Origin of the sequence: Stenotrophomonas sp. SMYL11, assembly GCF_036320005.1 — a bacterium.
Lineage (GTDB): Bacteria > Pseudomonadota > Gammaproteobacteria > Xanthomonadales > Xanthomonadaceae > Stenotrophomonas > Stenotrophomonas maltophilia_A.
On the sequence record NZ_JAWIRS010000024.1, the window covers coordinates 17403 to 41997 of the forward strand.

The 24595-nt window shown below is 63.5% G+C and carries 24 protein-coding genes and 1 pseudogene; 17 read left to right on the top strand and 8 right to left on the bottom strand.

All coding sequences use genetic code 11. From position 1 onward, the window contains the following. Window positions 1-64 precede the first annotated feature (64 nt). The gene (locus V3B46_RS21050; RefSeq protein ID WP_097048477.1) at window positions 65-238 is read right to left on the bottom strand and encodes a hypothetical protein; all 174 of its coding nucleotides are present in this window, start codon (window positions 236-238) and stop codon (window positions 65-67) included. Window positions 239-247: 9 nt separating this feature from the next. Beyond that, a complete protein-coding gene (locus V3B46_RS21055; RefSeq protein WP_329892812.1) occupies window positions 248-1060 on the bottom strand; it encodes an alpha/beta fold hydrolase in 813 nt (270 codons plus the stop codon). A gap of 221 nt (window positions 1061-1281) precedes the next feature. On the opposite strand from V3B46_RS21055, the gene V3B46_RS21060 reads away from it, so the two are divergent. From V3B46_RS21060 to V3B46_RS21075, 4 genes are all read left to right on the top strand, one after another. After that, window positions 1282-1761 (top strand): DUF4440 domain-containing protein, encoded by a 480-nt coding sequence (locus tag V3B46_RS21060; RefSeq protein WP_329892813.1) that lies wholly within the window; start codon window positions 1282-1284, stop codon window positions 1759-1761. Between the two features lie 75 nt (window positions 1762-1836). After that, the gene (locus V3B46_RS21065; protein ID WP_329892838.1) at window positions 1837-2229 is read left to right on the top strand and encodes an XVIPCD domain-containing protein; all 393 of its coding nucleotides are present in this window, start codon (window positions 1837-1839) and stop codon (window positions 2227-2229) included. A 293-nt stretch (window positions 2230-2522) separates the two neighbouring features. Continuing rightward, window positions 2523-3320 (top strand): MrcB family domain-containing protein, encoded by a 798-nt coding sequence (locus V3B46_RS21070; RefSeq protein ID WP_329892814.1) that lies wholly within the window; start codon window positions 2523-2525, stop codon window positions 3318-3320. A 29-nt stretch (window positions 3321-3349) separates the two neighbouring features. After that, the gene (locus tag V3B46_RS21075; protein ID WP_489686304.1) at window positions 3350-3583 is read left to right on the top strand and encodes a hypothetical protein; all 234 of its coding nucleotides are present in this window, start codon (window positions 3350-3352) and stop codon (window positions 3581-3583) included. Between the two features lie 50 nt (window positions 3584-3633). Here the strand turns inward: V3B46_RS21075 and V3B46_RS21080 are convergent, their stop codons facing one another. Together V3B46_RS21080 and V3B46_RS21085 are read right to left on the bottom strand one after the other, a co-directional pair. Further along, window positions 3634-4779, bottom strand: coding sequence for a YncE family protein (locus V3B46_RS21080; protein WP_329892816.1), 1146 nt, complete (start codon window positions 4777-4779; stop codon window positions 3634-3636). A gap of 165 nt (window positions 4780-4944) precedes the next feature. Next, the gene (locus tag V3B46_RS21085) at window positions 4945-5871 is read right to left on the bottom strand and encodes an XVIPCD domain-containing protein (RefSeq protein ID WP_329892817.1); all 927 of its coding nucleotides are present in this window, start codon (window positions 5869-5871) and stop codon (window positions 4945-4947) included. Between the two features lie 215 nt (window positions 5872-6086). Here V3B46_RS21085 and V3B46_RS21090 point away from each other — a divergent pair, with 215 nt between their 5' ends. From V3B46_RS21090 to V3B46_RS21105, 4 genes and pseudogenes are all read left to right on the top strand, one after another. Continuing rightward, window positions 6087-6956 (top strand): hypothetical protein, encoded by an 870-nt coding sequence (locus tag V3B46_RS21090; RefSeq protein ID WP_329892818.1) that lies wholly within the window; start codon window positions 6087-6089, stop codon window positions 6954-6956. A 21-nt stretch (window positions 6957-6977) separates the two neighbouring features. Then, the gene (locus tag V3B46_RS21095) at window positions 6978-8303 is read left to right on the top strand and encodes an XVIPCD domain-containing protein (protein ID WP_329892819.1); all 1326 of its coding nucleotides are present in this window, start codon (window positions 6978-6980) and stop codon (window positions 8301-8303) included. A gap of 91 nt (window positions 8304-8394) precedes the next feature. Next, a pseudogene (locus V3B46_RS21100) lies at window positions 8395-8610 on the top strand (hypothetical protein). Between the two features lie 487 nt (window positions 8611-9097). Further along, window positions 9098-9466, top strand: a complete 369-nt coding sequence (locus tag V3B46_RS21105; protein WP_329892820.1) for a hypothetical protein — start codon at window positions 9098-9100, stop codon at window positions 9464-9466. A gap of 98 nt (window positions 9467-9564) precedes the next feature. Here the strand turns inward: V3B46_RS21105 and V3B46_RS21110 are convergent, their stop codons facing one another. Further along, window positions 9565-12603 (bottom strand): DEAD/DEAH box helicase, encoded by a 3039-nt coding sequence (locus V3B46_RS21110; RefSeq protein WP_329892821.1) that lies wholly within the window; start codon window positions 12601-12603, stop codon window positions 9565-9567. Between the two features lie 74 nt (window positions 12604-12677). After that, complete coding sequence (aceE, locus tag V3B46_RS21115; RefSeq protein ID WP_159359708.1) at window positions 12678-15365, bottom strand: pyruvate dehydrogenase (acetyl-transferring), homodimeric type; 2688 nt, start codon at window positions 15363-15365, stop codon at window positions 12678-12680. A gap of 545 nt (window positions 15366-15910) precedes the next feature. Between aceE and V3B46_RS21120 the strand changes: the two genes are divergently transcribed. The 3 genes from V3B46_RS21120 to V3B46_RS21130 all read left to right on the top strand — a co-directional run bounded on the left by V3B46_RS21120 (window position 15911) and on the right by V3B46_RS21130 (window position 18129). Next, window positions 15911-16471: a PadR family transcriptional regulator gene (locus tag V3B46_RS21120; RefSeq protein ID WP_049421165.1), complete on the top strand. Its 561-nt coding sequence runs from the start codon at window positions 15911-15913 to the stop codon at window positions 16469-16471. Window positions 16472-16530: 59 nt separating this feature from the next. Continuing rightward, window positions 16531-17328 (top strand): siderophore-interacting protein, encoded by a 798-nt coding sequence (locus V3B46_RS21125; RefSeq protein WP_329892822.1) that lies wholly within the window; start codon window positions 16531-16533, stop codon window positions 17326-17328. A gap of 399 nt (window positions 17329-17727) precedes the next feature. Then, window positions 17728-18129: a hypothetical protein gene (locus tag V3B46_RS21130; RefSeq protein WP_329892823.1), complete on the top strand. Its 402-nt coding sequence runs from the start codon at window positions 17728-17730 to the stop codon at window positions 18127-18129. A gap of 514 nt (window positions 18130-18643) precedes the next feature. Here V3B46_RS21130 and V3B46_RS21135 read toward each other — a convergent pair. Together V3B46_RS21135 and V3B46_RS21140 are read right to left on the bottom strand one after the other, a co-directional pair. Continuing rightward, on the bottom strand, window positions 18644-19351 hold the full coding sequence (locus V3B46_RS21135; protein WP_329892824.1) for a YceI family protein: 708 nt from the start codon (window positions 19349-19351) through the stop codon (window positions 18644-18646). 75 nt (window positions 19352-19426) lie between these two features. Next, window positions 19427-20017, bottom strand: a complete 591-nt coding sequence (locus tag V3B46_RS21140) for a malonic semialdehyde reductase (RefSeq protein ID WP_004139510.1) — start codon at window positions 20015-20017, stop codon at window positions 19427-19429. A 120-nt stretch (window positions 20018-20137) separates the two neighbouring features. On the opposite strand from V3B46_RS21140, the gene V3B46_RS21145 reads away from it, so the two are divergent. The 6 genes from V3B46_RS21145 (at window position 20138) to V3B46_RS21170 (ending at window position 24179) form a co-directional block, all read left to right on the top strand. Further along, complete coding sequence (locus V3B46_RS21145; protein WP_329892825.1) at window positions 20138-21106, top strand: mitochondrial fission ELM1 family protein; 969 nt, start codon at window positions 20138-20140, stop codon at window positions 21104-21106. 237 nt (window positions 21107-21343) lie between these two features. After that, on the top strand, window positions 21344-21574 hold the full coding sequence (locus tag V3B46_RS21150) for a hypothetical protein (protein WP_329892826.1): 231 nt from the start codon (window positions 21344-21346) through the stop codon (window positions 21572-21574). 48 nt (window positions 21575-21622) lie between these two features. Further along, window positions 21623-22474 (top strand): DUF2145 domain-containing protein, encoded by an 852-nt coding sequence (locus V3B46_RS21155; protein WP_329892827.1) that lies wholly within the window; start codon window positions 21623-21625, stop codon window positions 22472-22474. Between the two features lie 19 nt (window positions 22475-22493). Further along, entirely contained in the window at window positions 22494-22997 is a 504-nt protein-coding gene (locus V3B46_RS21160; RefSeq protein ID WP_329892828.1) for a hypothetical protein, read from the top strand. A 30-nt stretch (window positions 22998-23027) separates the two neighbouring features. Next, window positions 23028-23543, top strand: coding sequence for a hypothetical protein (locus V3B46_RS21165; protein WP_329892829.1), 516 nt, complete (start codon window positions 23028-23030; stop codon window positions 23541-23543). 75 nt (window positions 23544-23618) lie between these two features. Further along, the gene (locus V3B46_RS21170; RefSeq protein WP_004139497.1) at window positions 23619-24179 is read left to right on the top strand and encodes a queuosine precursor transporter; all 561 of its coding nucleotides are present in this window, start codon (window positions 23619-23621) and stop codon (window positions 24177-24179) included. The last annotated feature ends 416 nt before the right edge of the window (window positions 24180-24595 follow it).

Genomic DNA, 24595 nt, shown 5'->3' on the forward strand with positions numbered 1-24595 from the left:
CAGTAGATCCACGCCATGCGTGGATGGATGCAGAGCGGATTCGAGCATGGCGCGACTCTACAGATCAGGATCCGCGTGGCAGCTTCGCCGCCCACATGTTGTCCACCAGATTCGGGTAGCGGCGCCCGTTCTCTTCCGCACGCTGCCGCGCCGCCTCCTTCTGCGCGGGTGACAGCGGCTGTGAGGTCTGGCCCTTGGGATTGGGCTTCTTCCACGGCGGTGTCTTTGGTTCGCGCATCGCGGCAGCTTACCGTTTCAGGAAGTTCAGCAGTGCCAGATTGAAGTGATCAGCATGGCTGGTGTTGCAGCCGTGCGGCGCACCTTCCAGGATCACCACTTCGCTACCCGGAATGGCTCGGTGCGTGCGCTGGCCCGAACCCTCAAACGGCACGATGGCATCGCTGTCACCATGCAGGATCAAGGTCGGCACCGTGATCTTCTTCAGGTCTTCGCGGAAGTCGGTTGTGGCAAACGCCTTCATGCACCCCAGCGCTGCGTTCTTGTCCGATTGATGGCACAGCGCGATCGCCGCCTGACGCGTCTCTTCGGTCACCATCAACTGGCCATTGGCGCTGAAGAAATCGCGGGTGAAGCCATCGAAGAAAGCCTCACGATCCTTCTCCAGACCACTGCGCATTTCATCGGCCTTTTCCTGGGTCAGAGGGCCTTCCGGGTTGTCGTCACTGCGCAGAAGGAACGGCGGCACGGCAGCAGCAAACACCACGCTGTGCAGACGCTCCTGACCATGATTGGCCACATAGCGCGCCACCTCACCACCGCCCATCGAGAAGCCGACCAGGGTGACGTCACGCAGGTCACGCTCCTCGATCACCCCGGCCAGGTCCGCCGCCAGCGTGTCGTAGTCGTAGCCCTCGACCGGCTTGTCGGAACGGCCGAAGCCGCGCCGGTCGTAGCTGATCACCCGGTGCTGCGCATCGCGCAGGATCGACACCTGTTGTTTCCAGGCATCGGCGGACAGCGGCCAGCCGTGGATCAGGATAACCGGGCGGCCATCGCCACCGGTGTCTTCAACGTGCAGGCGGATGCGGGAAGCAGGCATGGGAGCTCCTGTGGAAGGGGAGGATTTCAGGCTAGTGGCCGGCCCCTATCGCGACCGTGACGGAATCGCCGATCGCCATGACATCGCCTGCACAGGCGGCGCCACCTCGGCCGGGCCGCCAATGCGGGCATTGACTCCGTGGAAAACCCGTTTCATCGGAAGTCGGCTGCAACAGCCCAGATGCCATGCGAGCCTGCGTGAACCACCCTTGGAGCCTCGCCATGTTGCTGTTTACCTTGCCCCTGCTTGCTGCCGGACTGGCCGCCACGCCGAACGCTACCGAAACCCTGCGCGAGCAGATCCGCCAGGCCGACGCGCAGCTTTTCGCTGCCGCGTTCGACGACTGCGACGCTGACAAAGCGGCAGCCATGACCACTGAAGACATGGAGTTCTTCCATGACAAGGCGGGCAAGTCCGCCAGCAAGCGCGACGACCTCCGCCGCAGCGTGGCCGCCCTGTGCGAGAGCACGCGCGTCAGCCACACCCACCTGCGCCGCGAACTGGCGGAAAGCTCGCTGCAGGTGTTTCCGCTGCACGATGACCGCGCCCTGGAGATTGGCGACCACCGCTTCCATGAGCGTGATGCAAAGGGCGTCGAGCACTGGACCGGCCAGGCCCGCTTCATCCAGGTCTGGCGCCGCGTGGATGGGCGCTGGCTGGCAGAGCGAGTGATCAGCTATGACCATCGGCCGGCGGACTGACGCCTCGGGCGCGCTTCACGGGCCGGATCTATACTGACCGGGCCCACCATGACCCACCGCTACCGTTCGATCGCCATGGCAGAGATCACCAACAACCACCCCGACTACGGCCTCAACCAGCAGATCCGCCACGGCGTGGCCGCACTGGACGCCCAGCATGGTCGCCCGTTCGATCAGACCAGCGAGCGCCTGACCGCCAGCCTGACCGTGCTCGCCCGCGAGCAGGGCCTGCAGCAGGTCGACCATGTGCTGGTCAGCAATGCCACGTCCACCCAGCCGGCCGGGCACAACATCTTCGTGGTGCAGGGCGACCCGGCCAACCCTGCGCACCTGCGCACGATGATGCCGACGGCTTTGGCGGCGCAGACGCCGGTGGAGCAATCGATGCAGAAGCTGGGGGTGGGTGTAGAGCAGCCGGTCGAGGCGCAGGCGCAGGAAATGCAGAATCCTGCGCCGCGGATGGGGTAATCGCACCGGCTCTCCTCAGAGCTGGCCAACACCTGACCAGGGCGCCCGCTGAATTGCAGCGCCCTACTTGGGATTCAGTCCAATCGGAAGCTATCCCGATCATAACCCTGTCTACCGCGAACTGCGGTGGCTCTGGCCACATCTACGCCAAACCGTCCACAAACGACATGCCTTGGCGCCAATGACTCCAGCTTGATACGCATTGCGGATCGATACCCCTGCATGCATTAATTGCGCCTATCGAAAAGAGCGCAGGGGGCGTCGTGGGTATCAGGGACGAATTGCAGAACGTGATGGAACTGCAGCCTCAGTACAGTTCACTACCAACAGATGCCATGCAGGCGCGTGGACAAATCATCAAGCAGCGGCTACCCACTCTTGTCAGGAGTGACAGCGAGCGCCTCAGCAGCACGGTAGGCATTAGCCAAAGCGACCTCCTGGTAGAGGGGAAAGATGGGGTTACCCGAAAGGCCAGAGTTCCCTGGGCTCGCTTCTCATCCCAAAAACGCTCACCTTCCGCCACTGTTGGCTGGTACGTAGTTTGGTTGTTCACAGAGGATGGTTCTGGGGTCTATTTAGCGCTGTCCCACGCCTCTACCAGGAACGTTGACGGCCGGCTCGTTGGCCGATCGCATGATGAGACACAACGCTTAACCAAATGGGCGGTCGAGATCCTTGCGCAAGAGATCGCGCAGGATCCTCGCCTAACCACCAATATGGCGCTGGGTGCGCACCGCCTGGCCAAGGCCTACGAAAGCACGACGGCAGTCTCATACTTCTACGCAAAGGATGATGTCCCTTCCGATGAGCAACTGCGCGACGATATGCTCACGATGGCGCGCCTACTGAGGAGCATCTATCACGGCGAGCCAGCGCAGAAGCGCAGTGGCCAAACCTCGCCGGACGTCATTGCAGTGGTCGAAGCAATTGAAGAGACCGCCTCGGGTCTCAAGAAGAATGGACAGGGCTTCGGGCTCACGCAACCTCAGCGCCGTGCAGTGGAGCTGCGGGCAATGGCACTAGCCAAGGAGCACTTCGGCAGCGCTGGATATGAAATCAAGGTACGAGTGCCACGGCCCCTTACGATCTAGAGATCAGAAAGGAAGGCCAGGTTCACTACATTGAGGTGAAGGGAACCACCGGCGGTTTGGGTGACATCGTGCTCACCAAGAACGAAGTGCAGCACCACCTAAAGCATCATCCGAACAACGGCCTGTTCGTCGTCCATGGTATCCAATTGCAATCGCACGACGGCGTGCCCGTTTGCGCCGGTGGGACCGCGCACATTCAGCAGCCGTGGCAAATCTCAAATGCGAATCTGCAAGCTCTCGCCTATCGATATCGTATTGCGTAGAACCCAACGAGTCGGCCGCGCGTCTCTCATGCACGGCCGACTCTTGCTCGTTACAGCTGAATCCGCGCCACGCTCTCGTCAGCGCCCTTGTCATCCTTCTCGCCGTTCTTGATGCTCACGAACAACACGTTGTTCTTCGTATCCAGCGCCAGGCTGTTCGGGTGGGTCGGCACCGTGTAGGTCGCCACCTTCTGGTAGCTGTCACTGTTGTAAGCCGTCACCGTACCGGCCTCGCGGTTGGTCACGTACAGGCGCTTGCGCGGTGCATCCAGCAGGATGCCCAGCGGGCCGGCATCAGTCGGGATGCTGGCCAGTTCCTTGCCGGTGCTGCGGTCGAGCACCAGCACGCGCTGGCCCGGGTGCTGGCTGACCAAGCCGCTGCTCTTGGCCTGGTAGCCACGCAGGAATTCCGAACCCTGGTCGGTCACGAACAGGCGCTTGCCGGCCGGGTCCAGCGCGATGTTCATCGGCTGCTCGGCGGCGATCTTGTGCTGTGCCACCACCTTGTTCGAATCGGTGCCCACCACCACCAGATCGGCCAGCAGGTTGCTGGTGTAGACGCGCTTGTTGGCCGCATCCAGTGCCAGGCCCGGTGCCTTGGCATTGCCCAGGCCGGCGATGGTGTTGATAACCTTCAACGTGTTGGTGTCGATCACGAACAGCACGCTGCTCACGTCGGGCTGGCTGCTGTGGCCGGTCACGTACAGGCGGTTTGCAGCGCTGTCGACCACCAGCTCGCGCAGGTCATGGGTGTAAGCGGCCTTGCCATCCTTGCCGGTCTTCTTCTCCATCAGCTGGATGGTGCCCACGGCCTTGTTCTGCGCGGTATCGACCACGGTCACCGACAGGTCCACGGTGTTGCCCACGTACAAGCGGTTGTGGGCGTCATCCAGCACCACGCCGAACGCTTTGCGCTCCAGCGGAATGCGGGTTTCCACGGCCAGCGTAGTCGGATTCAGGCGCAGCACCTGGGCCGGGCCGGCGTCATCGCCGAAGCCACCGGACGAGGCCACGAACACGGCGTTCTGCTTCGGGCTGTAGGCCAGCTCGTACAGGCCCTTGGCCACGGCCTGGCGCTGCACCGCGGTGGTGGCGCTGGCGGCAGGTGCATTGTCGGCGAACGCGGAGGGCACGCCGAGGCTGAGCGAAACGGCAACGGCCAGGGCGGCCGAGCGGAAGAGAGGATTACGGAACATGCGAGCGTCCTTGAATGGGCACGGGAGGGTGTCCTGGCTCGCTGGGCCGTTCTACGACGGCCCGACCTGCATCTGTCTGCGCGGGGTGGGCTGGCTGGGTAGCGGGGGAATGGTAGCAGGTGGGGGGCGTGGCGTGCGCCGGCGCGCGTATGGCAAGCGCGCGGATTACTGCTCTTTCAAGCGGAGCGAATCGGCCACATCGGTCTTGGCCGCCACCTCGGTGGCGATGCTGGCGCGGCGGTGCCCCGGGTCGTTGCGATCGCCCTGCACGATGAAGATGCTCTCGGCGGCATGGCTGCTTTGGGTCGGCTGGCTGAGCAGCACGTGGTCCACCCGCGAAAGATTGTTCTGCTTGGCCAGCACCAGCAGGCTGGCACTGATGCGCTGGCTGGCCGCATCGAACGGGCGGCCATGCGCGGCGTCCAGCTCGGCTACTTTCTGAATCAGCTGCGCGAACAGGCGATGGTCCGGATGCGAAGGGTCCAGCAGCGTGCCGGCCACCTCAATCGGCGTCGGCGGCGGCTCATCGCTGGCACGGTCGCCCTGGCGATGGTGTTCGGCCTCGCGCTCGGGCATTGCATGGTGGGTTTCGGCATTCAGGTCGCTGCCCGGGAACGGCGCGGCAATGCACTGGATTTCCGGCAGATTGAACAACACCGCGAACTCGCCCAGGTTGCTGCCGCCGTCCAGCGGCGCTGGCAGCGGATGCAGGCCGGCGTAGTGCAGCGCCGCCCAGACGAAATCGCTGCAACGGTTGATGGTGGCCGGGCGATCCACATCGAATTCGAACTCGGCCGGTTCCTCGGCGAAATCACGCAGGCAGCCGTAATGCTCCTCGGTGATTTCCAGGGTCCGGCTGTAATACGGGTCCAGATGCTCGTCGGCATCGTCGTGGCGCACCTGCGCGTACTGCACGCCGGTGGGGGCCTCGCCCGGCGCCTGGCGCGGTGGTGCGAAGCCGTAGCTGTGGGCCTCGTCGCCTGCCGCCACCTGTAAGTACATGTGGCCGCGCGGCGAGATTCCCCCACTTTTCAATGGGGTGCCGGGCGCGGCCAGGTACAGCGTTGCGGTATAGCGTGTTGCCTGCTCCATGCCTGTTCAGCCTTGATGGGTGCTGCGATCCTGGGCGGATAATGGCATAGGTGGGATGGGGGGCAGGTGGAGGAATAGAGGAGGCCGATCGCGGCTTGCTGAATATGTGAGCCAGCATGCAGTAATGGGCCCAGGCGTGAGCGGCATTCCGGCAGCGACTGGAGCTTGCCATTCCACCGTTCTATAGTCGTTTCGATCATGCAAGGGAATCGCCCATGAGCAGAGCACCGGCTTGCCGGCTTGCCCCCTTCGCCCTGGTGGCCGTGCTGAGCACCACCGCCTGCGCGAAGGCCCCATCCACGGAAAAGGACCCGAACGGAACCCCCATGTCCGAAAGCGCAACCAGCCCACGTACGGTGGGCGGACAGACCTACACGACGCAGCCGGTGGAAGCTCGGCTTGGCCCGCACCGCTTCATGTTCCCGGCCAACCTTTACTACAACCAGACGGGCCCCCTCGCCGATGGCGGCGTCATGCTCACCGTGCTCTGGCCTGATTTCGATGCAGCGCCTCCGGGCAATCGCCCGGTGCGCAGCACGCAGGACAGCCGGCGGCAGGTGCTGGTCGAGTTTAGATACATCGATCGCGTTCCCATCCAGAACTATCTGGCACGTCGGTCCAGCAGTGAGGCCACCAGCGCGCCGGGATCACTGGAGCGAAGGGACCCGGTAGAGAACCTTGCGCTGCGCGTTGCACAGCCCGAGCGCTGGGGTCTGACGCCCTATGCGATCGACCCATCGTTGATGGCAGCCTATGCGAAGGATTCGGAGGCTGCGCTGGGCAGGCCTTACGCGCGCAACCCGGCGATGGAACCAGACTGGTATGTCGCGCGCACCACGGATGGCCAACTGGCAACCTTCATCAGCTGCGACCCGGCAGACCGCATTCCTGACGGGCTCACGATTCAGGGCAAGACACTTGAACGCGCCGGCGAAGGCCAGATCGCAATGTGCCGCCATTCCATCGTTGACGTGGGCGACAGCATCGCCATCGAGATGAACTATGCACGCGTCATGCTGAGCGACTGGCAGCGCTTGGAAACCAGCGTGCGTGAACTTCTGAGCCGATATCGCGTTCAGCCGTAAACCGCATCTCAAGGATGAACCATGAGCGGACTTACCGATAAGGACATTCGTGTCCTGTCCTCCTACGCGAAGGAGGGAAATCGCGAGCTGTATTGGAACTATCTCGCGCAGCTTCCCGACAATGATGGCTACGGACTGCTGGCGTTGGGTGTTGTGCGCAACGACAGCCTCCCCGGCCGGGTGGCCAACAGCTTTGCAACCGCCGTTGCCGATCAACAGGCCACGCTGTTCGGCAACGAGAAGAACGTAGCGTTCACCGAGCGCAGGCAAGAAACCTTCGGCCAGGATCTGATCAGGAATGACCTGGCGGAGCGCAGAAGCTGGGTGGAGGCCGGCAGGCCCGATCTGGCACTCAACCTGCCCTACACGAGCACGCTCAAATCCCACGATGTTTCGTTCGAAAAGAACGACCTCAATGTGAACTGCTGGACCCCGCGCTTGCTGCTGGTGTCCACGGAGCACAAACGCGGTGAGCAGGCAGCCGAGAAGGTCTGGCAGAACATGCTGGACAACAGCGCTGCCGGCGCATTCCGTGCCGGCAAGACGGCGGTCAGCGTGCACCTCGATATGCCGCAGCCCGCCGGGCATTTCTACTTCGTTGAGCTGAGCAAGTTCGAGGGCGCGGCGCTCCTGCAGCGCGACGCCGTCGATCCGAACGTGATTGGGACCAAGTTCGACTATCACAGCTACGACCCAAAGGACGGCAGCTGGAATCGTACAGTGGGCGTTCCTCCGCTGGACAGGACAACCAAAGAGACCGATCCCGCCGAGATTTCCGCGTTGAACGAGACTCGCGAGGTTCGACTGGAGCGGGAGGCCAAGGCGAAGCAGTTTCATCCTGAAGATCCCTACAGAGAGATCGCCAAGAGCCCGCGCGTGGTGTCTACGCAGGCGCCCGAGCCTCTGCTTACGGAAGGACACCGAATCGCGGCGATAGAGCCAGGCAGCCCGGACTACGCGCTTCACCAGCAGATTCGCCAGGGCGTTGCTGCACTGGACGAGAAGCACGGCCGCTCCTTCGACGCGACCAGCGAGAACCTCACGGCCAGCCTGACGGTGAAGGCACGCGAGCAGGGTCTGGAGCAGGTGGACCATGTGGTGCTGAGCAACGCCACGGCCAATCAGCCGGCGGGTCACACTATCTTTGTTGTACAAGGCGACCTATCTGACCCCGCCCACCTGCGTGCAGGAATGCCCACTGCCTTGGCTGCGCAAACGCCGGTGGCTGAGTCGCTGCAGCAACTGGCTGTGGTTGGCGACCAGCGCGAGCTCGCCCGTCAGAATGAGCAGCAGGCGCTGGATGCACGTACTCAGGAGCAGCAGAGCCACGCCATGCGCATGGGCTGAGCCTCCAGATTGAGGCGGCCTCTCTCGGGGCCAAAGGTCGCGGCCCCTGAGACCTCCCCAGGTCATCCTCCCCTGCTTCGGGAGGATGACCATGACCAAAATCGACCCTGCATGGCTGGAAGCTTTCGACAAGGAGCTTCTCTACTTGTTCGCCATCGATCATGGCCACGCAGGCATAGATGAGTAAATGCTGGGCTGCTATGCAGACCTGCCGCCACGCGAGACGGCGCTGGCGTTCGGCAGCGACTACGACCTGGAGCGTGACGATGCGCTGTGGCCACGGCCGGGCGTGGCGTCGGAAAGTTAAGTTGTGTCGCAATCGACACGCTTGGGATCTCAGACCTGCGGGCGGATTGTCGCATTTGAGACCCCGACCCTCTGCAAACCGTGCTTTTTAATGCGCATTCGGGCGGTAACTTAACACCGGCCGAAACCACTGCACCGCAAGGGTTCTGCCACGCGTGCGCCATGCAACAATGCCGTAAGCGTCAGCATTTGCGGCCTCTGCGGCCTACGGTTTCTTGGCATCTCGCAATCATGCGAGTACACCTTGGCGTGCCACCTCGCACTAGGTGGCGCGGGACTCGAAAACCCGTCTGAATACCCAGTGCTTTGCGCTTGCCAGTCGGCGTCATCTTCGGATGGCGCCGGCTGGCAATCCGTTCGCGATCCATGGCGGGCGGTGCGTGGGGGTCCTCGGACCCGCCGGATTGGGTATTCACCGGTTTTCGAGACACGCACCGTCCGCCGCCTTTATCGGTGGCGTTGCTATCTGTCCTGTACGGAGCATTGCCATGAACACATCGGACTTCCGTTCCCTGCACGCGCAGTACGATCCGGACAACGCCGAACCCGAGCGCGAACCATCCGTTGGTCCCAACGCCTTCGTCGCCACGCTGCGCCGCATCGGCACCGGTGCTGCTGCGGACGGCCAGCCTTGGCCGGAGCGGCATCAACTGCCTGGACGGTGTCTTCAGCTGGCGGATGCCGATTGTGCGCTGGCAGGGCTGCGCGTGGTGGCGGAGTTGATGCTAGCTGCGGAGCGGACTCGGCAGAACGGCGCGCCCGAAGAGTACCTGGGGGATCGGGTGATGGAGGGGTTGAAGATGGCGTGTGTGGCGTTGACTGCGCAGGTTACTGAGCGGTTGCACGGAGGGGGGTAGCGAGGGCGACTCAGAGCTTCGATCACAGTGGGGAGCGTCATCGATCTGCGGGACTTCCAATGAAGTCACAGAGATCTGACCTGCCGGCCATCGCCATCCTACGGGGAGACCATGATCTTGAGATCAACATCGTTTGCGCTGCACACTGCCAGCCATGCATCTATTAGTTGATAGGCCTGTAGTGATTCCGCCTTAGCAGCAGCCCCCATTTTAATTTCTTTCTTGAACGATCCGTAAGAGAAGGAGTTTGCGGCGACGATCCACACTTCTTTCTTGCATCCAGGTGATCTCCTCCGCTTCTTTATTGTTTCAATTGCTGATGCTACGCATTTAGAGTAAGCCTTTGGCGTTGATGGAACCGTGCGCTCCACGCCGTCCTTCGCTATGAATCGCACCCGATGCTTGAGCTTGTGGATCGCACCTCTATGCGGCCAAGGCAATGCAAGCCGCCCCTCATTTCCGAAGGGCAGCGATTCATTCGACGAAACCAGATACTCAATGTTCTTTATCGCCTGAGCCCCCACTTCGGCAAGGGCACCAGCTGGCGACTTGGGACGCTTTGAGTCACCACACTTAACATGTACAAAGCAAAGCGACTTTGGTGACGACAATATGAAATCCGCAGCCTCCGTACCCATATCTGTGCACACCACAAGATCGATGTCGGGAACTAGCCTCCTGAGCACATCGTATTGGGTTGATCGATATTTTTGATAGTCGCCGCGAGCCAAGCTGTCGATAAGATTGAACACTGAGTTCGCATCAAAGTTCTCCGCGCTAGTCCCGACATACTCCCGATCCTGGAACAACCCTTTCTCAGACAAACCAGCCAACTGAAGCTCAGGGACAGGATAGATTGATGCGCCAATAACAGTGCTCTCTAGATCGATCCCCACTGTAGTCGGCAAAGCCGACTTGTAGAACTTTCCATCTACGTATGAAACTCCATCGGCGAACAAGATCTTAAGCGATCTCGAGTTCATGTCTTGAACCAATGATACGGCCTCTCCATCGGGAGACACCAACATCACGTCTGGGCTAGCAGTGAAGACTATCCTCTCGACCTCTTCGATGTAGGCAAATCTCAACGTCGACGATCCGACCTTGACTTGCCAATTCGGGCACTCTAGAAAAAGAAACCCTGCGTCAAGCGGTGTGGATTTTGCGCCGGAGACCATCTTGGTACCCGCCGGGAGATCCGTGAAGTCGATAGTCATAGATAGGGGCCCGCTAACTGCCATCGCATCGATTGGCAGAGCAAAAGCCCCGATCACCGGACTCAGCGACGGCGCATCCTCATCCAAAACGGACGCCACCTCGTCTACCCACTTCGACAGCCGCTCCAGGCTGAATGAGCCATTTTTTTGGTCAGAGACTCTTCCCGATCCGGTACTGAGGTAGTAGCTGCTCTCTACACCTTGGGCCAAATCGAGATTGTCGACCTTCGTTACTGAAAGAGCATAGCTAGCTGCCGACTGCCCTGAGTACGAGGCACTTAGCTCTGGTCCTACATGCGAAACTCGCTCCGGCCTTCTTCTAGCCGAGCTTATCGATCGCGCGTGCGTCTCTTTTACTCTAGTGAAAGCACCCCTTGCTGAGAGATTGAATAGTCGCTGTGGATCGACGGGCTGCTTTGTACCCAGCGCCGTGTCCCCCGCATGATTGATTGAGCGACTGTCGAATACTGCCAAGTAGTTGCCAATCTTTTTTGCAACTACCACATGAAGAGACGGCTCGAAGAACAACTTACTCTTCAGATACTTGGAACTCTCAAACCGGATAGACACGATCACCTTGAATCCGTGCGCCGAGTCATAGCATTTCGCCAGTTCCCCAGCGTGATCATTTCTCCAAAGCATGGCGTCAACAAAGGACTCGATTGTGAAGCCCTCCTCCACCCCCAGGAAGCATACAGACGCGGTCGGCACTCGAATATCTCTATCCACATCGAGGCTCAACAGTTCGAACTTTTCCCGGAATGCCGCTCCCAGGTACAGGTACTGGGGGAAGGTGTCGAGGTAGCTCTCGATCAGCTTTGCCGTGTCAAGAGAATTGACGAACTTGGCCCATCCATCATCTGAGGAGATGGATGAGTCAAACTCGAGGTAGTTAGCCCACATCTTTGTGTTGCTGGACGAGCCACAATCAAGCACCAGTGGCTGTATGCTCTCGAAGTTCCGCACGATTCTTCCAACGGTCTGCACGAGCTCTCGACCGCTTGCTACTGGATAGGTGAGGACACACAACTTTGCAGATGGAAGGTCCACGCCCTCATCCAGCTTTCTTTGGTGAATCACTACTCGAACGTCTCGCGAGTTTAGTCCAGAAGGGACAGTCTTGGCGGTTCCTGCCGAGGTATCGTCCGGCAACTTATCGTGGATTGCCAGCGTACTTAGTCCCGCGCCGTCCATCAATTCCTTCAGCATCTTGACATCCCCAAGACTCTTGGCCTTTACGATTGCCTTTGCGGTTGGGTTTTCTGAGAGGAAGATCGATGTACGTTGGGCGGCGTCCGCAATTGTGCACTGCTCGAATGCCGGCTCCAAAATGACTTGATGCTCGACCGCCTTCTTGAAGGTGTAGCAAAATGTCGTTTCAAGGCCGATGTCGAATTGGAACAGATCATTACGGTACGGGGTCGCCGTCACTATTATCTTGTGACAGCTGAACTGCCGAACAGCCTTACCCCAGAGCGGAGCGGGCTCCGAATGGCCTTCATCGACAATAAGCAGCGAGCAGCTCTCGGCTAGACGGCGGAACGCCGTCGACTTCATGCGGATCAGCTTTTGGAAAGTACCGACATAGATGCAATCCTCCTTAATCTCTCCGCCCAACTCTTTGACTGAGCGAGGCGACTCTACGAGCACGCCCCTGTCCGAGAAGAACTTCCCTGATATTTCGTCCATAAGCTGCCGGCAGACTGCCGCTCGAGGACTGAGTACAACGATTGGGCCGCGAGGGTGAGACTGGCAGACGGAGGCAATCAGTCCTGATTTTCCTGCGCCGGTAGGCATTACGACCAGGAATGACTTACCTGCGTAGTCCCTTGCAAGATATTCTCGAACCGCATTGGCCGCGCGACGTTGTCCTTCTCGCATCGCTGCTGCTACCGCGAATTCCTCTCCCGTGGTGAGCATTCCTTAACTCCAATCTTGTCCATTAAAAAAGGGCGATCAGATGATCGCCCTTTTATTACGAAACGCCGAGATAATCAAACCCCAACAGGATTAGCCTTCTCCGGATCAATCTTGTACTGCTTGATCGCCCGGGCCACATCCTTCGCGGTCATCTTCCCTTCCTTCGCCAGCGCCGCAATCGCGGCATGGGCGATGTAGTAGCGATCCACCTCAAAGAACCGGCGCAGGTTCGCACGCGTATCCGAACGGCCGAAACCATCCGTACCCAGCACGGTGTACGACATCGGCACGAACGCACGGATCTGGTCCGCATATGCACGCACGTAGTCGGTGGCGGCAATCGCCGGGCCCTGGCGGCCTTCCAGCAGCTCGGTCACGTAGGCCTTGCGCTGCTCACCTTCCGGATGCAGGCGGTTGGCACGTTCCACGTCGAAACCATCGCGACGCAGTTCGTTGAAGCTGGGGCAGCTCCAGATGTCGGCGGTCACGCCGAAGTCCTTGTCCAGCAGCTCGGCCGCGGCAATGGCTTCGCGCAGGATGGTGCCCGAACCCAGCAGCTGCACGCGCAGCTCGCCCTTCTTCGGCTTGCCGGCGTCGGTCAGCAGGTACATGCCCTTGACGATGCCTTCGGCCGCGCCTTCCGGCATTTCCGGGTGGGTGTAGTTCTCGTTCATCAGGGTGACGTAGTAATACTCGTCCACCTGGTCTTCCATCATGCGCTTGGTGCCGTGCTGCAGGATCACCGTCACTTCGAAGCCGAAGGTCGGGTCGTAGCTGCGCACGTTCGGGATGCCACCGGCCACCAGATGGCTGAAGCCATCTTCGTGCTGCAGGCCTTCACCGTTCAGCGTGGTGCGGCCGGCGGTGCCACCCAGCAGGAAGCCGCGGGTACGCATGTCGGCCGCCTGCCAGGCGATGTCGCCCACGCGCTGGAAGCCGAACATCGAGTAGTAGATGTAGAACGGCAGCATCGGCACGTTGCTGACCGAGTAGCTGGTACCGGCGGCCATCCACGAGCTGATCGCACCCGGCTCGCTGATGCCCTGCTGCAGCACCTGGCCGCTCTGGTCTTCGCGGTAGAACATCAGCTGGTCGGCGTCGACCGGCTTGTACTTCTGGCCGAACGGCGCGTAGATGCCGATCTGGCGGAACAGGCCTTCCATGCCGAAGGTACGGGCCTCGTCGGCCACGATCGGCACGATGTGCGGGCCCAGTTCCTTGTCACGCAGGGTGATGTTCAGGCTCTGCACGAACGCCATGGTGGTGGAGTAGCTGCGCTCGCCGCTGCTCTTCAGCAGGCGGTCGTAGGCTTCCAGCTTCGGCGCCACGAAGGTCTTGTCGGCCTTGCGGCGGCGCTGCGGCAGGTAACCGCCCAGCGCGGCACGGCGTTCCTGCAGGTACTGCACTTCCGGCGAATCCGGGCCCGGGTGGTAGAACGGCACCTGGCCGTCGGCCAGCTGCGCGTCGGTCACCGGAATGTTGAAGCGGTCGCGGAAGTGGCGCACCGCTTCGTCGTCCAGCTTCTTGGTCTGGTGGGTCGGGTTCAGCGCTTCACCGGCGCTGCCCATGCCGTAACCCTTCACGGTCTTGGCCAGGATGACGGTCGGCATGCCCTTGGTGTTCACGGCCTGGTGGTAGGCGGCGTACACCTTGTGCGGGTCGTGGCCACCACGGTTCAGGCGCCAGATGTCGTCGTCGCTCAGGCCGGCGACCATCGCAGCGGTTTCCGGGTACTTGCCGAAGAAATGCTCGCGGGTATACGCGCCACCGAAGGCCTTGCAGTTCTGGTATTCGCCGTCGACGGTTTCCATCATCAGCTTCTTCAGGACGCCATTGGTGTCCTTGGCCAGCAGGGCATCCCAGTAACCGCCCCACAGCAGCTTGATCACGTTCCAGCCGCCGCCACGGAACACGCCTTCCAGTTCCTGGATGATCTTGCCATTGCCGCGCACCGGGCCGTCCAGGCGCTGCAGGTTGCAGTTCACCACGAAGATCAGGTTGTCCAGGCCTTCACGGCCGGCCAGGGCGATGGCACCCAGGGTTTCCGGCTCGTCGCTCTCGCCGTCGCCGATGAAGCACCAGACCTTGCGGTCGGACTTCTCGATCAGGCCACGGTTTTCCAGGTAGCGCATGAACTGCGCCTGGTAGATGGCGGCCAGCGGGCCCAGGCCCATCGACACGGTCGGGGTCTGCCAATAGTCCGGCATCAGCCACGGGTGCGGGTACGAGGACAGGCCACCGCCGTCCACTTCCATGCGGAACTTGTCCAGCTGCTCTTCGCTGATGCGGCCTTCCAGGAAGGAACGCGCGTAGATGCCCGGGGCGCTGTGGCCCTGGATGAACAGCAGGTCGCCCGGGTGGTTTTCGCTCGGGGCGCGCCAGAAGTGGTTGAAGCCCACGTCGTACAGGGTGGCGCCGGAGGCGAACGAGGCGATGTGGCCGCCCAGGTCACCCGGCTTGCGGTTGGCGCGGACCACGGTGGCCATCGCGTTCCAGCGGATGATCGAACGGATGCGCCATTCCAGCTCGGCATTGCCCGGGCTCTTGGCCTCGAGCTGCGGCTCGATGGTGTTGACGTACTCGGTGGTGGGAGAGAACGGCAGGTAGGCGCCCGAACGACGGGTCAGTTCCACCATGCCTTCCAGCAGCTGATGCGCGCGCTCGGAGCCCTCGACATCAATAACGGCCTTCAACGACTCGATCCACTCCTGGGTTTCCACAGGATTCGGGTCGTTGTTCAGCACCTCGTTCAACCAGTTCATTAGCGCTCCCATAACCGCACGCACGCGCGCGACTGTTGTATAGATTTCTAGACCGCAAAGTGTAGCGCACCAAGGGCTTTCGTCACTTGGCTACGCAGGCGTATGGATGCAACCGGCCAGTGTCCGCAAGGGGCTTGCCGGGCCCGTTGAAGGCCCTGCGGCGGGCATTGTTGGCTGCGCGGGCTGTCGCTTGCGGGCCGCTGCACCCATGTGCAGGACGCAGTGTTACCGCTGCCGATGACGGTTGTAGGGCAACTCCGGCACCGCCGTAGGGGCGGTTCGGGCAACGGTACTGAACCGGCGACAACATGTCGCACCTGCCTCTGGATCGGTGCCCACCTTCGGTCCAGCGTGGGCCGCGAGTGATGGGCCTGGCGGCCCTGCTCCCTTCCACAGCATCGCCGGGGCGCCTCGCAAGGGGCGCCCCTTTTGCTGCGCGCGCGGCCAGCCGTGGCCCAAAACTGACCTGCTTGTGGCCGGATCGATGATTGTCGGCTTCGATATATCGATATATCGTTTGCACACTCGTTTACCGATATATCGAAATGAGCCGTACCGCTTCTCCCAGAGCCCGTTCCACCAATCCGGAAGTGCCGCGCCGCAACGGCCAGCCGCGGGTGCTCAGCCGCGGCGACCTGCGCCTGCTGGTGCTGGCCCTGATCGGCGAGCAGCCGCGCCACGGCTACGAGCTGATGCAGCTGATCAGCAACCAGTTCATGCAGGCCTACACGCCCAGCGCCGGCACCATGTACCCGCTGCTGGCCAGCTTCGAGCAGGCCGGCTGGATCGAGGCCGAGGAAGTGGACGGCAAGCGGATTTTCCGTATCACCACCGCCGGCGAGTTCGAGCTGAAGGTGCAGCGCACCCAGGTGCGCCTGGCGCAGCGGCGTGCCTTCGACCGTGCCCGCGAGATCACCAAGGCCTCGCTGCCGCCGCCGCTGGCCGGTGCCCTGCGCGAGTTCAAGCGGGCGCTGGTGCACCACCACGGCCGCTGGGCCGAGGGCGAGGCGGAAGAAGTGGCGGCGCTGCTGACGCGGGCATCCGCGCTGCTCAACGGTACCGCTGGTAGCGAGAGCCCACCCTTTTCTACGACCCAGCCAGACTGACTCCAGCCAGGTCGCCCCTACGCCGCGCGCCCCCGCGCGACACCTCTACAGGTAACCCCATGACCGAACACAACAACACGCGCCTGCGCCTGGATGTGCGCTTCCGTGAACTGACCGTGCTGCGCACCGAAGACGTCACCCCGCACATGCGCCGCGTGGTGCTGGGCGGCGACGATCTGGCCGGCTTCGATTCGCCCGGCGCCGACGACCACATCAAGCTGTTCTTCCCCAATGCCAGCGGCGAGATGGTGCTGCCGGTGCTGACCGCTGAAGGCCGCAGCTACCCGGCCGGCAAGGAGCCCTCGCCGGCGCGCGACTACACCCCGCGCTGGTGGGACCACGAAACCGGCGAGCTGGCCATCGACTTCGTGCTGCACGACCAGGGCATTGCCGGGCCGTGGGCCGAGCAGGCGCAGGCTGGCGACGTGCTGGTGATCGGCGGCCCGCGCGGCTCGTTCGTGGTGGCCGACAGCTACGACGCCTATGTGCTGATCGGCGATGAAACCGCGCTGCCGGCCATCGCCCGCTGGCTGGACGTGCTGCCGGAGGATGCCGAGGTGCAGGCCTTCATCGAAGTGAGCGATGAAGCCGAACGCCAAGACCTGCCGCAGTACGAGAACGTGCGTATCCACTGGCTGGAGCGCAATGGCTTCCCGGCAGCGACCAGCACGCTGCTGGAAGACATGCTGACCGACTTCGAAGCACCGGACGGCGATGTCTTCTACTGGATCGCCACCGAATCGCGCCGCGCCCGGATGATGCGCAAGTTCATCGAAGGCCACCTGGGCGTGCCGCGCGACTGGATCCGCTCGACCGGCTACTGGAAGGCCCACCCGGACGAAACCGACGGCGATTGACCCAAAGACGGTAGGTGCGGACCGTTGGTCCGCACGCCCTACAACAGGTAGTGCCGGCCGCTGGCCGGCAACCTCATGATCCTTCGGCAGGAACCTGCAGCTGCCGGCCAGCGGCCGGCACTACCGTGCTGGACGCCACCTGCGGCCCGGGCGCGCCCCGCCACCCTCTTCCCCCGCCGCCCGCCCCCCCCCCCCCCCCCCCCCCGCCCGCCACTACCGTGCTGGACGCCACCTGCAGCGCGAAGATCAGCAGCGGCAGCCCAAAACCCGCACGCATCGCGCTACGCGCGATGAGCCGAGCATGGGCTCGGCTCTACAGGTATTCCGCCGCCCGGTTCAACGCGTCAGCCGGCAAGCAATGCGACAATCGCGCTCCTTTCCTGCAGCAACGAGGCCCACATGGCCAAACTGACCCTGGCCAGCGTGGACGCGCTGCGTACCCGCTTCGCCGATGACGCCGCCTGCGATGCGGCACTGGCTGCCTTCGCCGACACCGCTGCCCTGCGCGTACCGCTGCGTGAGCTGGTGGAGGCACAGCACCGCTACCTGCAGGCCGAATTCGAAGTTGCGCAGGTAGCCGACGTGCTGCGCCGCGACCAGAAGTACGCACCGGTCGGCCGGCCTTCGATCAACATCGTGCAGCTGCGTAAGCAGCAGGCCGCGACCAAGCAGGCGGCGCTGATCACACGCCAGGTGGTGGCGCAGGCCGCGCAGACTTTCGTGCGTGTAAGCGGGATGACAGTGAAGGCCAAGCAGAGCCCGAGCGAAGCGTGTGGAGCTTGGTTGGGCGCGTTGCGCTGAACGCGCGTACCCGGTAGTGCCAACCTTGGCTGGCCCGCGAAATGCTCGTGTGCCAACCAAGGTTGGCACCTACCAAAGCACTCTCCGGCCCTGCATGAACCGGTAGTGGCCAACCTTGGTTGGCCTGCGAAATGCTCGTGTGCCAACCAAGGTTGGCACCTACCAAAGCACTTTCCGGCCCTGTATGAACCGGTAGTGGCCAACCTTGGTTGGCCTGCGAAATACTCGTGTGCCAACCAAGGTTGGCACCTACCAAAGCACTCTCCGGCCCTGCATGAACCGGTAGTGGCCAACCTTGGTTGGCCCGCGAAATGCTCGTGTGCCAACCAAGGTTGGCACCTGCCAAAGCACTCTCCGGCCCTGCATGAACCGGTAGTGGCCAACCTTGGTTGGCCTGCGAAGTGCTCGTGTGCCAACCAAGGTTGGCATCTACCAAGGCGTCCCCCACGCCCCAAAAAGAAGGCCCGCTTTTCAGCGGGCCTTCTGCCTTCTCACGACGAGTGAGCTGGGTGCATCAAGCCGCCGGCTTTTCGCCGGTGGCTTCGGTGGTGATGCGGATCTTCACTTCATCGCTGACGTTCGGGGCGTAGGCGCCGACGCCGAAATCGCTGCGCTTCAGCGTGGTGGTGGCATCGAAGCCAGCGGCCGGAACCTTGGCCATCGGATGCTCGCCGCCGCCGTTGACGGTGACGTCCAGGGTGACCGGCTTGGTGATGCCCTTGATGGTCAGGTCACCGGTGACGGTCAGCTTGTTGGTGCCGGCCGCTTCCACCTTGGTGCTCTTGAAGGTGGCATCGGCGAACTTGGCGGCGTCGAAGAAGTCGGCGCTCTTCAGGTGCTCGTCGAACTTGGCGGTAAAGCTGTTCAGGCCGCTCAGCGGCAGCTTCACTTCCACGGTGGACTTGGTCACGTCTTCGGCGTTGTACATCAGGGTGCCTTCGACGTTGCCGAAGTGCGCGCTCGGGTTGGAGAAGCCGAAGTGGCTCCACTGGGCCAGCACGTCGGTGTGGGTCGGGTCCAGCTTGTAGGTGCCCGAGGCGATCTGGATCGCTTCGGCGGCCGGCGCAGCGGCGGCGGCATCGGCGGCCGGGGTAGCAGCCTGTTCGGTGGTGGCCGGGGCGGCGGCGTCAGCAGCCGGGGCAGCGGTGTCGGCCGGCTTGGAGCAGGCGGCGATGGCCAGGGTCAGGGCCAGCGGCAGCAGCAGTTTACGGGTGGCGCTCATCTCAGGAACTCTCCGGATCGTAGGGTGGGTACAGCAGGGACCGCCAAGGGGACGGCCCGAAACCGATACAGCGACTTACGCGATGCGCGCCGCTTCGTCGAACGACAGGCGCGGCAGACGCGGGAACAGGCCCGCCGAGTCACCGTAACCCAGGTTGACCAGGAAATTCGACTTGATGGAGGTGCCGGCGAAGAAGGCTTCATCCACCTTGGCTGCATCGAAGCCCGACATCGGGCCGGCATCCAGGCCCAGCGCGCGTGCGGCCAGGATCAGGTAGGCGCCCTGCAGGCTGCCGTTGCGGATGGCGGCTTCGTGGCGGCCTTCCTGCGGGCCGTCGAACCAGGCCTTGGCATCGGTGTGCGGGAACAGGTACGGCAGCTTCTCGTGGAAGTCCAGGTCGAAGCCGATGATGACGGTGACCGGGGCGGCCATGGTCTTGTCGTGGTTGCCTTCGGACAGGGCCGGGGCCAGCTTGGCCTTGGCTTCCTTCGAGGTGACGAAGACGAAGCGGGCCGGCGTGGTGTTGGCGGCGGTCGGGCCCCACTTCACCAGGTCGTACAGTTCCTGCAGCAGGCTGGCCGGGACCGGCTTGTCGAGGAAAGCGTTCTGGGTGCGGGCTGTGCGGAACAGCTGGTCGAGGGCAGCAGCGTCGAGCGCGTGGGACATCGGTGGATCTCCAGGGCGGCTAAGGGAAGTCAGTGCCCGCGGGCGGCGCGGGGCGAAACGACGAGCCGCAGTGTAGAGTGTCGCGACTGTTGCAACACCCAGCAGAGCTGAAACGAATTAATGCCACAGGTGAAACGATCGAGTGCGCCCTGGACGGTCACGGACGGCCGCGCGGGCAATGTCCGCCAAGCGGTCGCGCTGGCCTCTGCGCTGCGCCAGGGCACCCATCGGCCGCTGGTCCTGCAGCCCCGCGCGCCTTGGCGCTGGCTGTCGCCGCGGCGGCTGCCCGGTGATGCGAACGGCTATGGCGAGGCATTCGCGACGCTGGCCGCGGATGCACCGCCACTGGCGATCGGCTGTGGCCGCCAGGCCGCCGGCGCACTGCGCGTGCTGCGCGCACGTGGCAGCCAGGTGGTGCAGATCCTCGACCCGCGCATCAATGCCCGCCACTGGGACATGGTGGTGGTGCCCGAACACGATGCCCTGCGTGGCAGCAACGTGCTGACCCTGCTCGGCAGCCTCAACCCGGTGGACGACGACTGGCTGGCCTGGGGCCGCGCCGCGTTCGCTGGCTTCAGTACCCTGCCCGGCCCGCGCACCGCGCTGCTGGTGGGCGGGCCGACGCCGCTGGCGCCCTGGCACGAGACCGCGATGGTGGGCGTGTTCCAGGCGCTGGCCGAGCAGATCCGCAGCGAGGGTGGCAGCCTGCTGGCCACCACCTCGCGGCGCACACCGCCGGCCTTGGCCGAGATCCTGCGCGCGACGTTCGCCGACCTGCCGCACGTGATCTGGGGCGACGGCGGCGACGGTACGAATCCTTATGGCGGTCTGCTCGGCTGGGCCAACCGCGTGGTGGTCTCGCCCGATTCGGTGAACCTGCTGTCTGAAGCCTGCGCCACGCGCATGCCGGTGATGGTGGCGCTGGCCGATACCGTGCAGGGGCGGCTGGCGCGCTTCCAGCAGCAGCTGCGCGAGCGCGGCCGATTGCAGGAACGCTGGCTGGACTGGCAGTACGACCGCATCGAGCCGCTGCGCGAGACCGCGCGGGTGGCGGCGGAGGTGAAACAGCGCCTGGCGCTTGCGCAATGACCCGGGAAAGGAGTCGACCGGGTAGAGTCGACTGTTAGTCGACTACCGCGCGCAGCGCGGGGCTTTTTCAGCCATATCGCCAACGGCAGTCGACTAACAGTCGACTCTACCCCGCCGTGGCCCAAGCCCCACCGACGTGGTCCGACCCTCCGTTACCCGGCCGCGCAGCGTTTTCTGAACATTTCGATCCGGTACCGCGGTTAGAGTCCAGCTTCCTCCATCACGCTGAACGTCTTCATGCGTACCCTGCTCCTGCTGCCCTTGGCCCTGCTCGCCGCCTGTTCCACCACGCCCACCGAGCTGGATCCGATCTCGTATCAATGCCAGCAGCAGCTGGATGCATACCGCGATCAGCCAGCGCTGCGAGATCCGAAGACTGGCCAGCGCCCACCGCTGCCGGTGGCCCCGATCAGCGATGCCTGCGACAAGGAACTCCAGCGCAAGGGCGTGGATCGTCCCCTGCGCTGAGCAGCGTATGATCGGCGCGCGGGCCTGCCCGCCGTTGAAGGTATCGACATGGATCGTTTTTCCCGCCTGCCCCACGCCGCGTTGCTGATTGCCAGCCTGCTGGCAACCGCACCGGCCTGGGCCAACAGCACCGAATGCCGCGAGCGCTACCCGAGCGTGGCCGCGCAGGCGGCGATGCTGGACGTGGCCTGGACCACCGCTGAGCGCCTGGACGCGCTGCCCGATGTGGACGTGGTGGTGGCCGCGCGCGGTGGCCAGGACCTGAGCCGCTATGGCCTGCGCCACAGCCACCTGGCCTTCCTGGTGCGTGAGGACAATGGCCGCTGGCGCGCGATGCACCTGCTCAACCGCTGCAAAACCGACAGCTCGCAGCTGTACCTCGAAGGGCTGGGCAACTTCGTCGGCGAGAGCGGCGGCCATACCGATCTGCGCATCGGCGTGCCCTCGGCACCGTTGCGTGCCGCGTTGAAAGCGATGCTGGTGTCACCATCGATCCAGCCCAAGGCGCTGCACGAAACGAAGTACAACGTGGTTGCCTACCCGTTCGCCACCGACTACCAGAACTCCAATCAGTGGGTGCTGGAAGTGCTGGCCGCGGCGATGGCGCAGGCCGAAGGCGCGCCGGCCATCGTCAAGCGCGAACAGGCGCAGCAGTGGCTGCGCCAGCAGAAGTACCAGCCCAGCGTGCTGCATATCGGCCTGGGCAAGCGCGTGGGTGCGCGCCTGTTCGTGGCCAACGCCACTACCACCGATCATCCGGCCGGCGAACGCATCTCCGGCAACTATTCGGTGGTGACGGTGGAATCGGTGTTCGACTTCCTGCACCAGCGCGGCCAGCTGCAGCAGGAACTGGTGATCCCTCACGTGCCGGTAGCTGGTGCTGCCGCCGCCACACCCTGAATCCAGCAAGGAGAACGACATGCGTACCCTGCCCGCCGTCCTGATGCCCATGCTGATCGTCGCAAGCCTGGCCTGGTCCACGGCCGCTCATGCAGAGCGCCGCATCGTGATCATCCACGACCCGGGCCCGCAGGGACCGAGCCTGGAGATGTCCACGCAGATGGTGGCATCGGCCCGCGCGGCAGCGGCGAAGGAAGCCCAGGATGCCGCCGATGCTGGCCAGCCGCTGGCCCGCCCGCAGCAGATAAAGCTGCCGCAGATGCAGGTGAGCGCCATCGCCACCACCGTCGATGGCCGCCGCGAAGTGCTGCTGCGCGATGCCAACGACCCGCAGAACACCGCATCGATGCAGTACCCGCGCGGCATCGGCGATCCCGCCGTGCAGTTCACCGTGGGCCAGACCGTGAACTTCGAACCGACCGGTACCGACCAGGGCTGGCAGCTGAAGGACAACCAGGGCCGTCCACTGGAATACCTGCCCGAGGCCACCGGCCCGCGCGACATCTTCGATACCCGGCGCTGAGCCGCCGTCCCCCCTGACCAGGAGGTCTCCATGTTCCGTTGCCTGCGCGTTCCCGCCACTGCCCTGCTGCTTTCGGCGCTGGTGGTGCCCACCGTCCATGCCGGCGCCGCGCCGCAGTTGAACAGCGGCCAGACCAGCGTGCTGGTCACGTCGCTGATCGTGCTGTCGATTCCGTTGGCCACGTCGATGGGACTGGCCGAACTGTCCAAGGCCCCGTTCAAGGCCAGCGAGCGCAACGGCAAGGTCGCCGCACGCACGCCGGCGGTGCCGCTGCCACCGATGGAAGTGAAGCAGGTCGCCACCACGCCAGCCGGTGATCGCCAGGTGCACCTGCAGGTGCCCGGCAAGGCCGACCAGACCGCAACGCTGCAATGGCCGGCGGCTGCAGGCGATGACCCGATTGCCGGTTTCGTCGTCGGCCAGCAGGTGCGCTTCGACCCGACCGACGCGGGTGCCGGCTGGACCGTGAAGAGCGCGCAGGGCCAGGCGCTGGCCTATGTGCCGACCGCCTATGCCGCCGGCGATGTGATGAGCGAAGTGCTGTAAAACTGAACGACCGGTTTTGGCATCGCCGCGAGCCGGGCGGATAATGGGCGATCCTCTTTGTCCCCCTGGCTCGCCATGTCCGTGCGTCCTGCCCCTGTGTTTGCCCCGTTGACCGCCCGCGCCCTGGTGCTGGCGGTGCTGGCCATGGGCGCGGTGGTGCTGCTGTCCAACGTACTGGTGCAGTACCCGATCAACGATTGGCTGACCTGGGGTGCCTTCAGTTACCCGGTCGCGTTCCTGGTCAGCAACCTGATCAACCGCCGCTTCGGCCCGGGCCCTGCCCGCCGCGTGGCGTGGATCGGTTTCGCGGTGGCGGTGCTGCTGTCGATCTGGGTGGCCACCCCGCGCATCGCCATTGCCTCGTGCTCGGCTTTCATCGTGGCGCAGCTGCTGGACATCACCGTGTTCGACCGCCTGCGCCGTGGCAGCTGGTGGCGCGCACCGATGGTGGCCACCACCTGCAGCGCGACGGTGGATACCACCATTTTCTGGTCGATCGCGTTTGCCGGTTCGACCCTGCCATGGGTGAGCTGGGCTGCCGGCGACCTGGCGGTGAAGCTGGCGATTGGCGTCTGCCTGCTGGCGCCGTTCCGCGCGCTGTTGTGGAAGATGGCGCCGCTGCGCACCACCAGCTGACCGCACACCCTCTGGTAGGTGCCAACCTTGGTTGGCACGCTGTTGCCGGGGTCATGAACGCTGACGGGTTGTGCCAACCAAGGTTGGCATCTACCAACAGCGGGTCATCGCCAGGCCATAGCTCTGGTAGGTGCCAACCTTGGTTGGCACGCTGTTGCCGGGATCATGAACGCTGATGGGTTGTGCCAACCAAGGTTGGCATCTACCAACAGCGGGTCATCGCCAGGCCATAGCTCTGGTAGGTGCCAACCTTGGTTGGCACGCTGTTGCCGGGGTCATGAACGCTGACGGGTTGTGCCAACCAAGGTTGGCACCTACCAACAGCAGGCCAACGCTCAGATCATTGATCCGGCGGGCCATCCGCAAGCCATTGATCCGGTAGCTGCCGACCTTGGTTGGCACGCTGTTGCCGGGGC

Bases quoted from the DNA above. Each gene is read 5' to 3' on its own strand.
- V3B46_RS21050 (WP_097048477.1), bottom strand. From the start codon at position 238: ATGCGCGAACCAAAGACACCGCCGTGGAAGAAGCCCAATCCCAAGGGC.
- V3B46_RS21055 (WP_329892812.1), bottom strand. From the start codon at position 1,060: ATGCCTGCTTCCCGCATCCGCCTGCACGTTGAAGACACCGGTGGCGAT.
- V3B46_RS21060 (WP_329892813.1), top strand. From the start codon at position 1,282: ATGTTGCTGTTTACCTTGCCCCTGCTTGCTGCCGGACTGGCCGCCACG.
- V3B46_RS21065 (WP_329892838.1), top strand. From the start codon at position 1,837: ATGGCAGAGATCACCAACAACCACCCCGACTACGGCCTCAACCAGCAG.
- V3B46_RS21070 (WP_329892814.1), top strand. From the start codon at position 2,523: ATGGAACTGCAGCCTCAGTACAGTTCACTACCAACAGATGCCATGCAG.
- V3B46_RS21080 (WP_329892816.1), bottom strand. From the start codon at position 4,779: ATGTTCCGTAATCCTCTCTTCCGCTCGGCCGCCCTGGCCGTTGCCGTT.
- V3B46_RS21085 (WP_329892817.1), bottom strand. From the start codon at position 5,871: ATGGAGCAGGCAACACGCTATACCGCAACGCTGTACCTGGCCGCGCCC.
- V3B46_RS21090 (WP_329892818.1), top strand. From the start codon at position 6,087: ATGAGCAGAGCACCGGCTTGCCGGCTTGCCCCCTTCGCCCTGGTGGCC.
- V3B46_RS21095 (WP_329892819.1), top strand. From the start codon at position 6,978: ATGAGCGGACTTACCGATAAGGACATTCGTGTCCTGTCCTCCTACGCG.
- V3B46_RS21105 (WP_329892820.1), top strand. From the start codon at position 9,098: ATGAACACATCGGACTTCCGTTCCCTGCACGCGCAGTACGATCCGGAC.
- V3B46_RS21110 (WP_329892821.1), bottom strand. From the start codon at position 12,603: ATGCTCACCACGGGAGAGGAATTCGCGGTAGCAGCAGCGATGCGAGAA.
- aceE (WP_159359708.1), bottom strand. From the start codon at position 15,365: ATGAACTGGTTGAACGAGGTGCTGAACAACGACCCGAATCCTGTGGAA.
- V3B46_RS21120 (WP_049421165.1), top strand. From the start codon at position 15,911: ATGAGCCGTACCGCTTCTCCCAGAGCCCGTTCCACCAATCCGGAAGTG.
- V3B46_RS21125 (WP_329892822.1), top strand. From the start codon at position 16,531: ATGACCGAACACAACAACACGCGCCTGCGCCTGGATGTGCGCTTCCGT.
- V3B46_RS21130 (WP_329892823.1), top strand. From the start codon at position 17,728: ATGGCCAAACTGACCCTGGCCAGCGTGGACGCGCTGCGTACCCGCTTC.
- V3B46_RS21135 (WP_329892824.1), bottom strand. From the start codon at position 19,351: ATGAGCGCCACCCGTAAACTGCTGCTGCCGCTGGCCCTGACCCTGGCC.
- V3B46_RS21140 (WP_004139510.1), bottom strand. From the start codon at position 20,017: ATGTCCCACGCGCTCGACGCTGCTGCCCTCGACCAGCTGTTCCGCACA.
- V3B46_RS21145 (WP_329892825.1), top strand. From the start codon at position 20,138: ATGCCACAGGTGAAACGATCGAGTGCGCCCTGGACGGTCACGGACGGC.
- V3B46_RS21150 (WP_329892826.1), top strand. From the start codon at position 21,344: ATGCGTACCCTGCTCCTGCTGCCCTTGGCCCTGCTCGCCGCCTGTTCC.
- V3B46_RS21155 (WP_329892827.1), top strand. From the start codon at position 21,623: ATGGATCGTTTTTCCCGCCTGCCCCACGCCGCGTTGCTGATTGCCAGC.
- V3B46_RS21160 (WP_329892828.1), top strand. From the start codon at position 22,494: ATGCGTACCCTGCCCGCCGTCCTGATGCCCATGCTGATCGTCGCAAGC.
- V3B46_RS21165 (WP_329892829.1), top strand. From the start codon at position 23,028: ATGTTCCGTTGCCTGCGCGTTCCCGCCACTGCCCTGCTGCTTTCGGCG.
- V3B46_RS21170 (WP_004139497.1), top strand. From the start codon at position 23,619: ATGTCCGTGCGTCCTGCCCCTGTGTTTGCCCCGTTGACCGCCCGCGCC.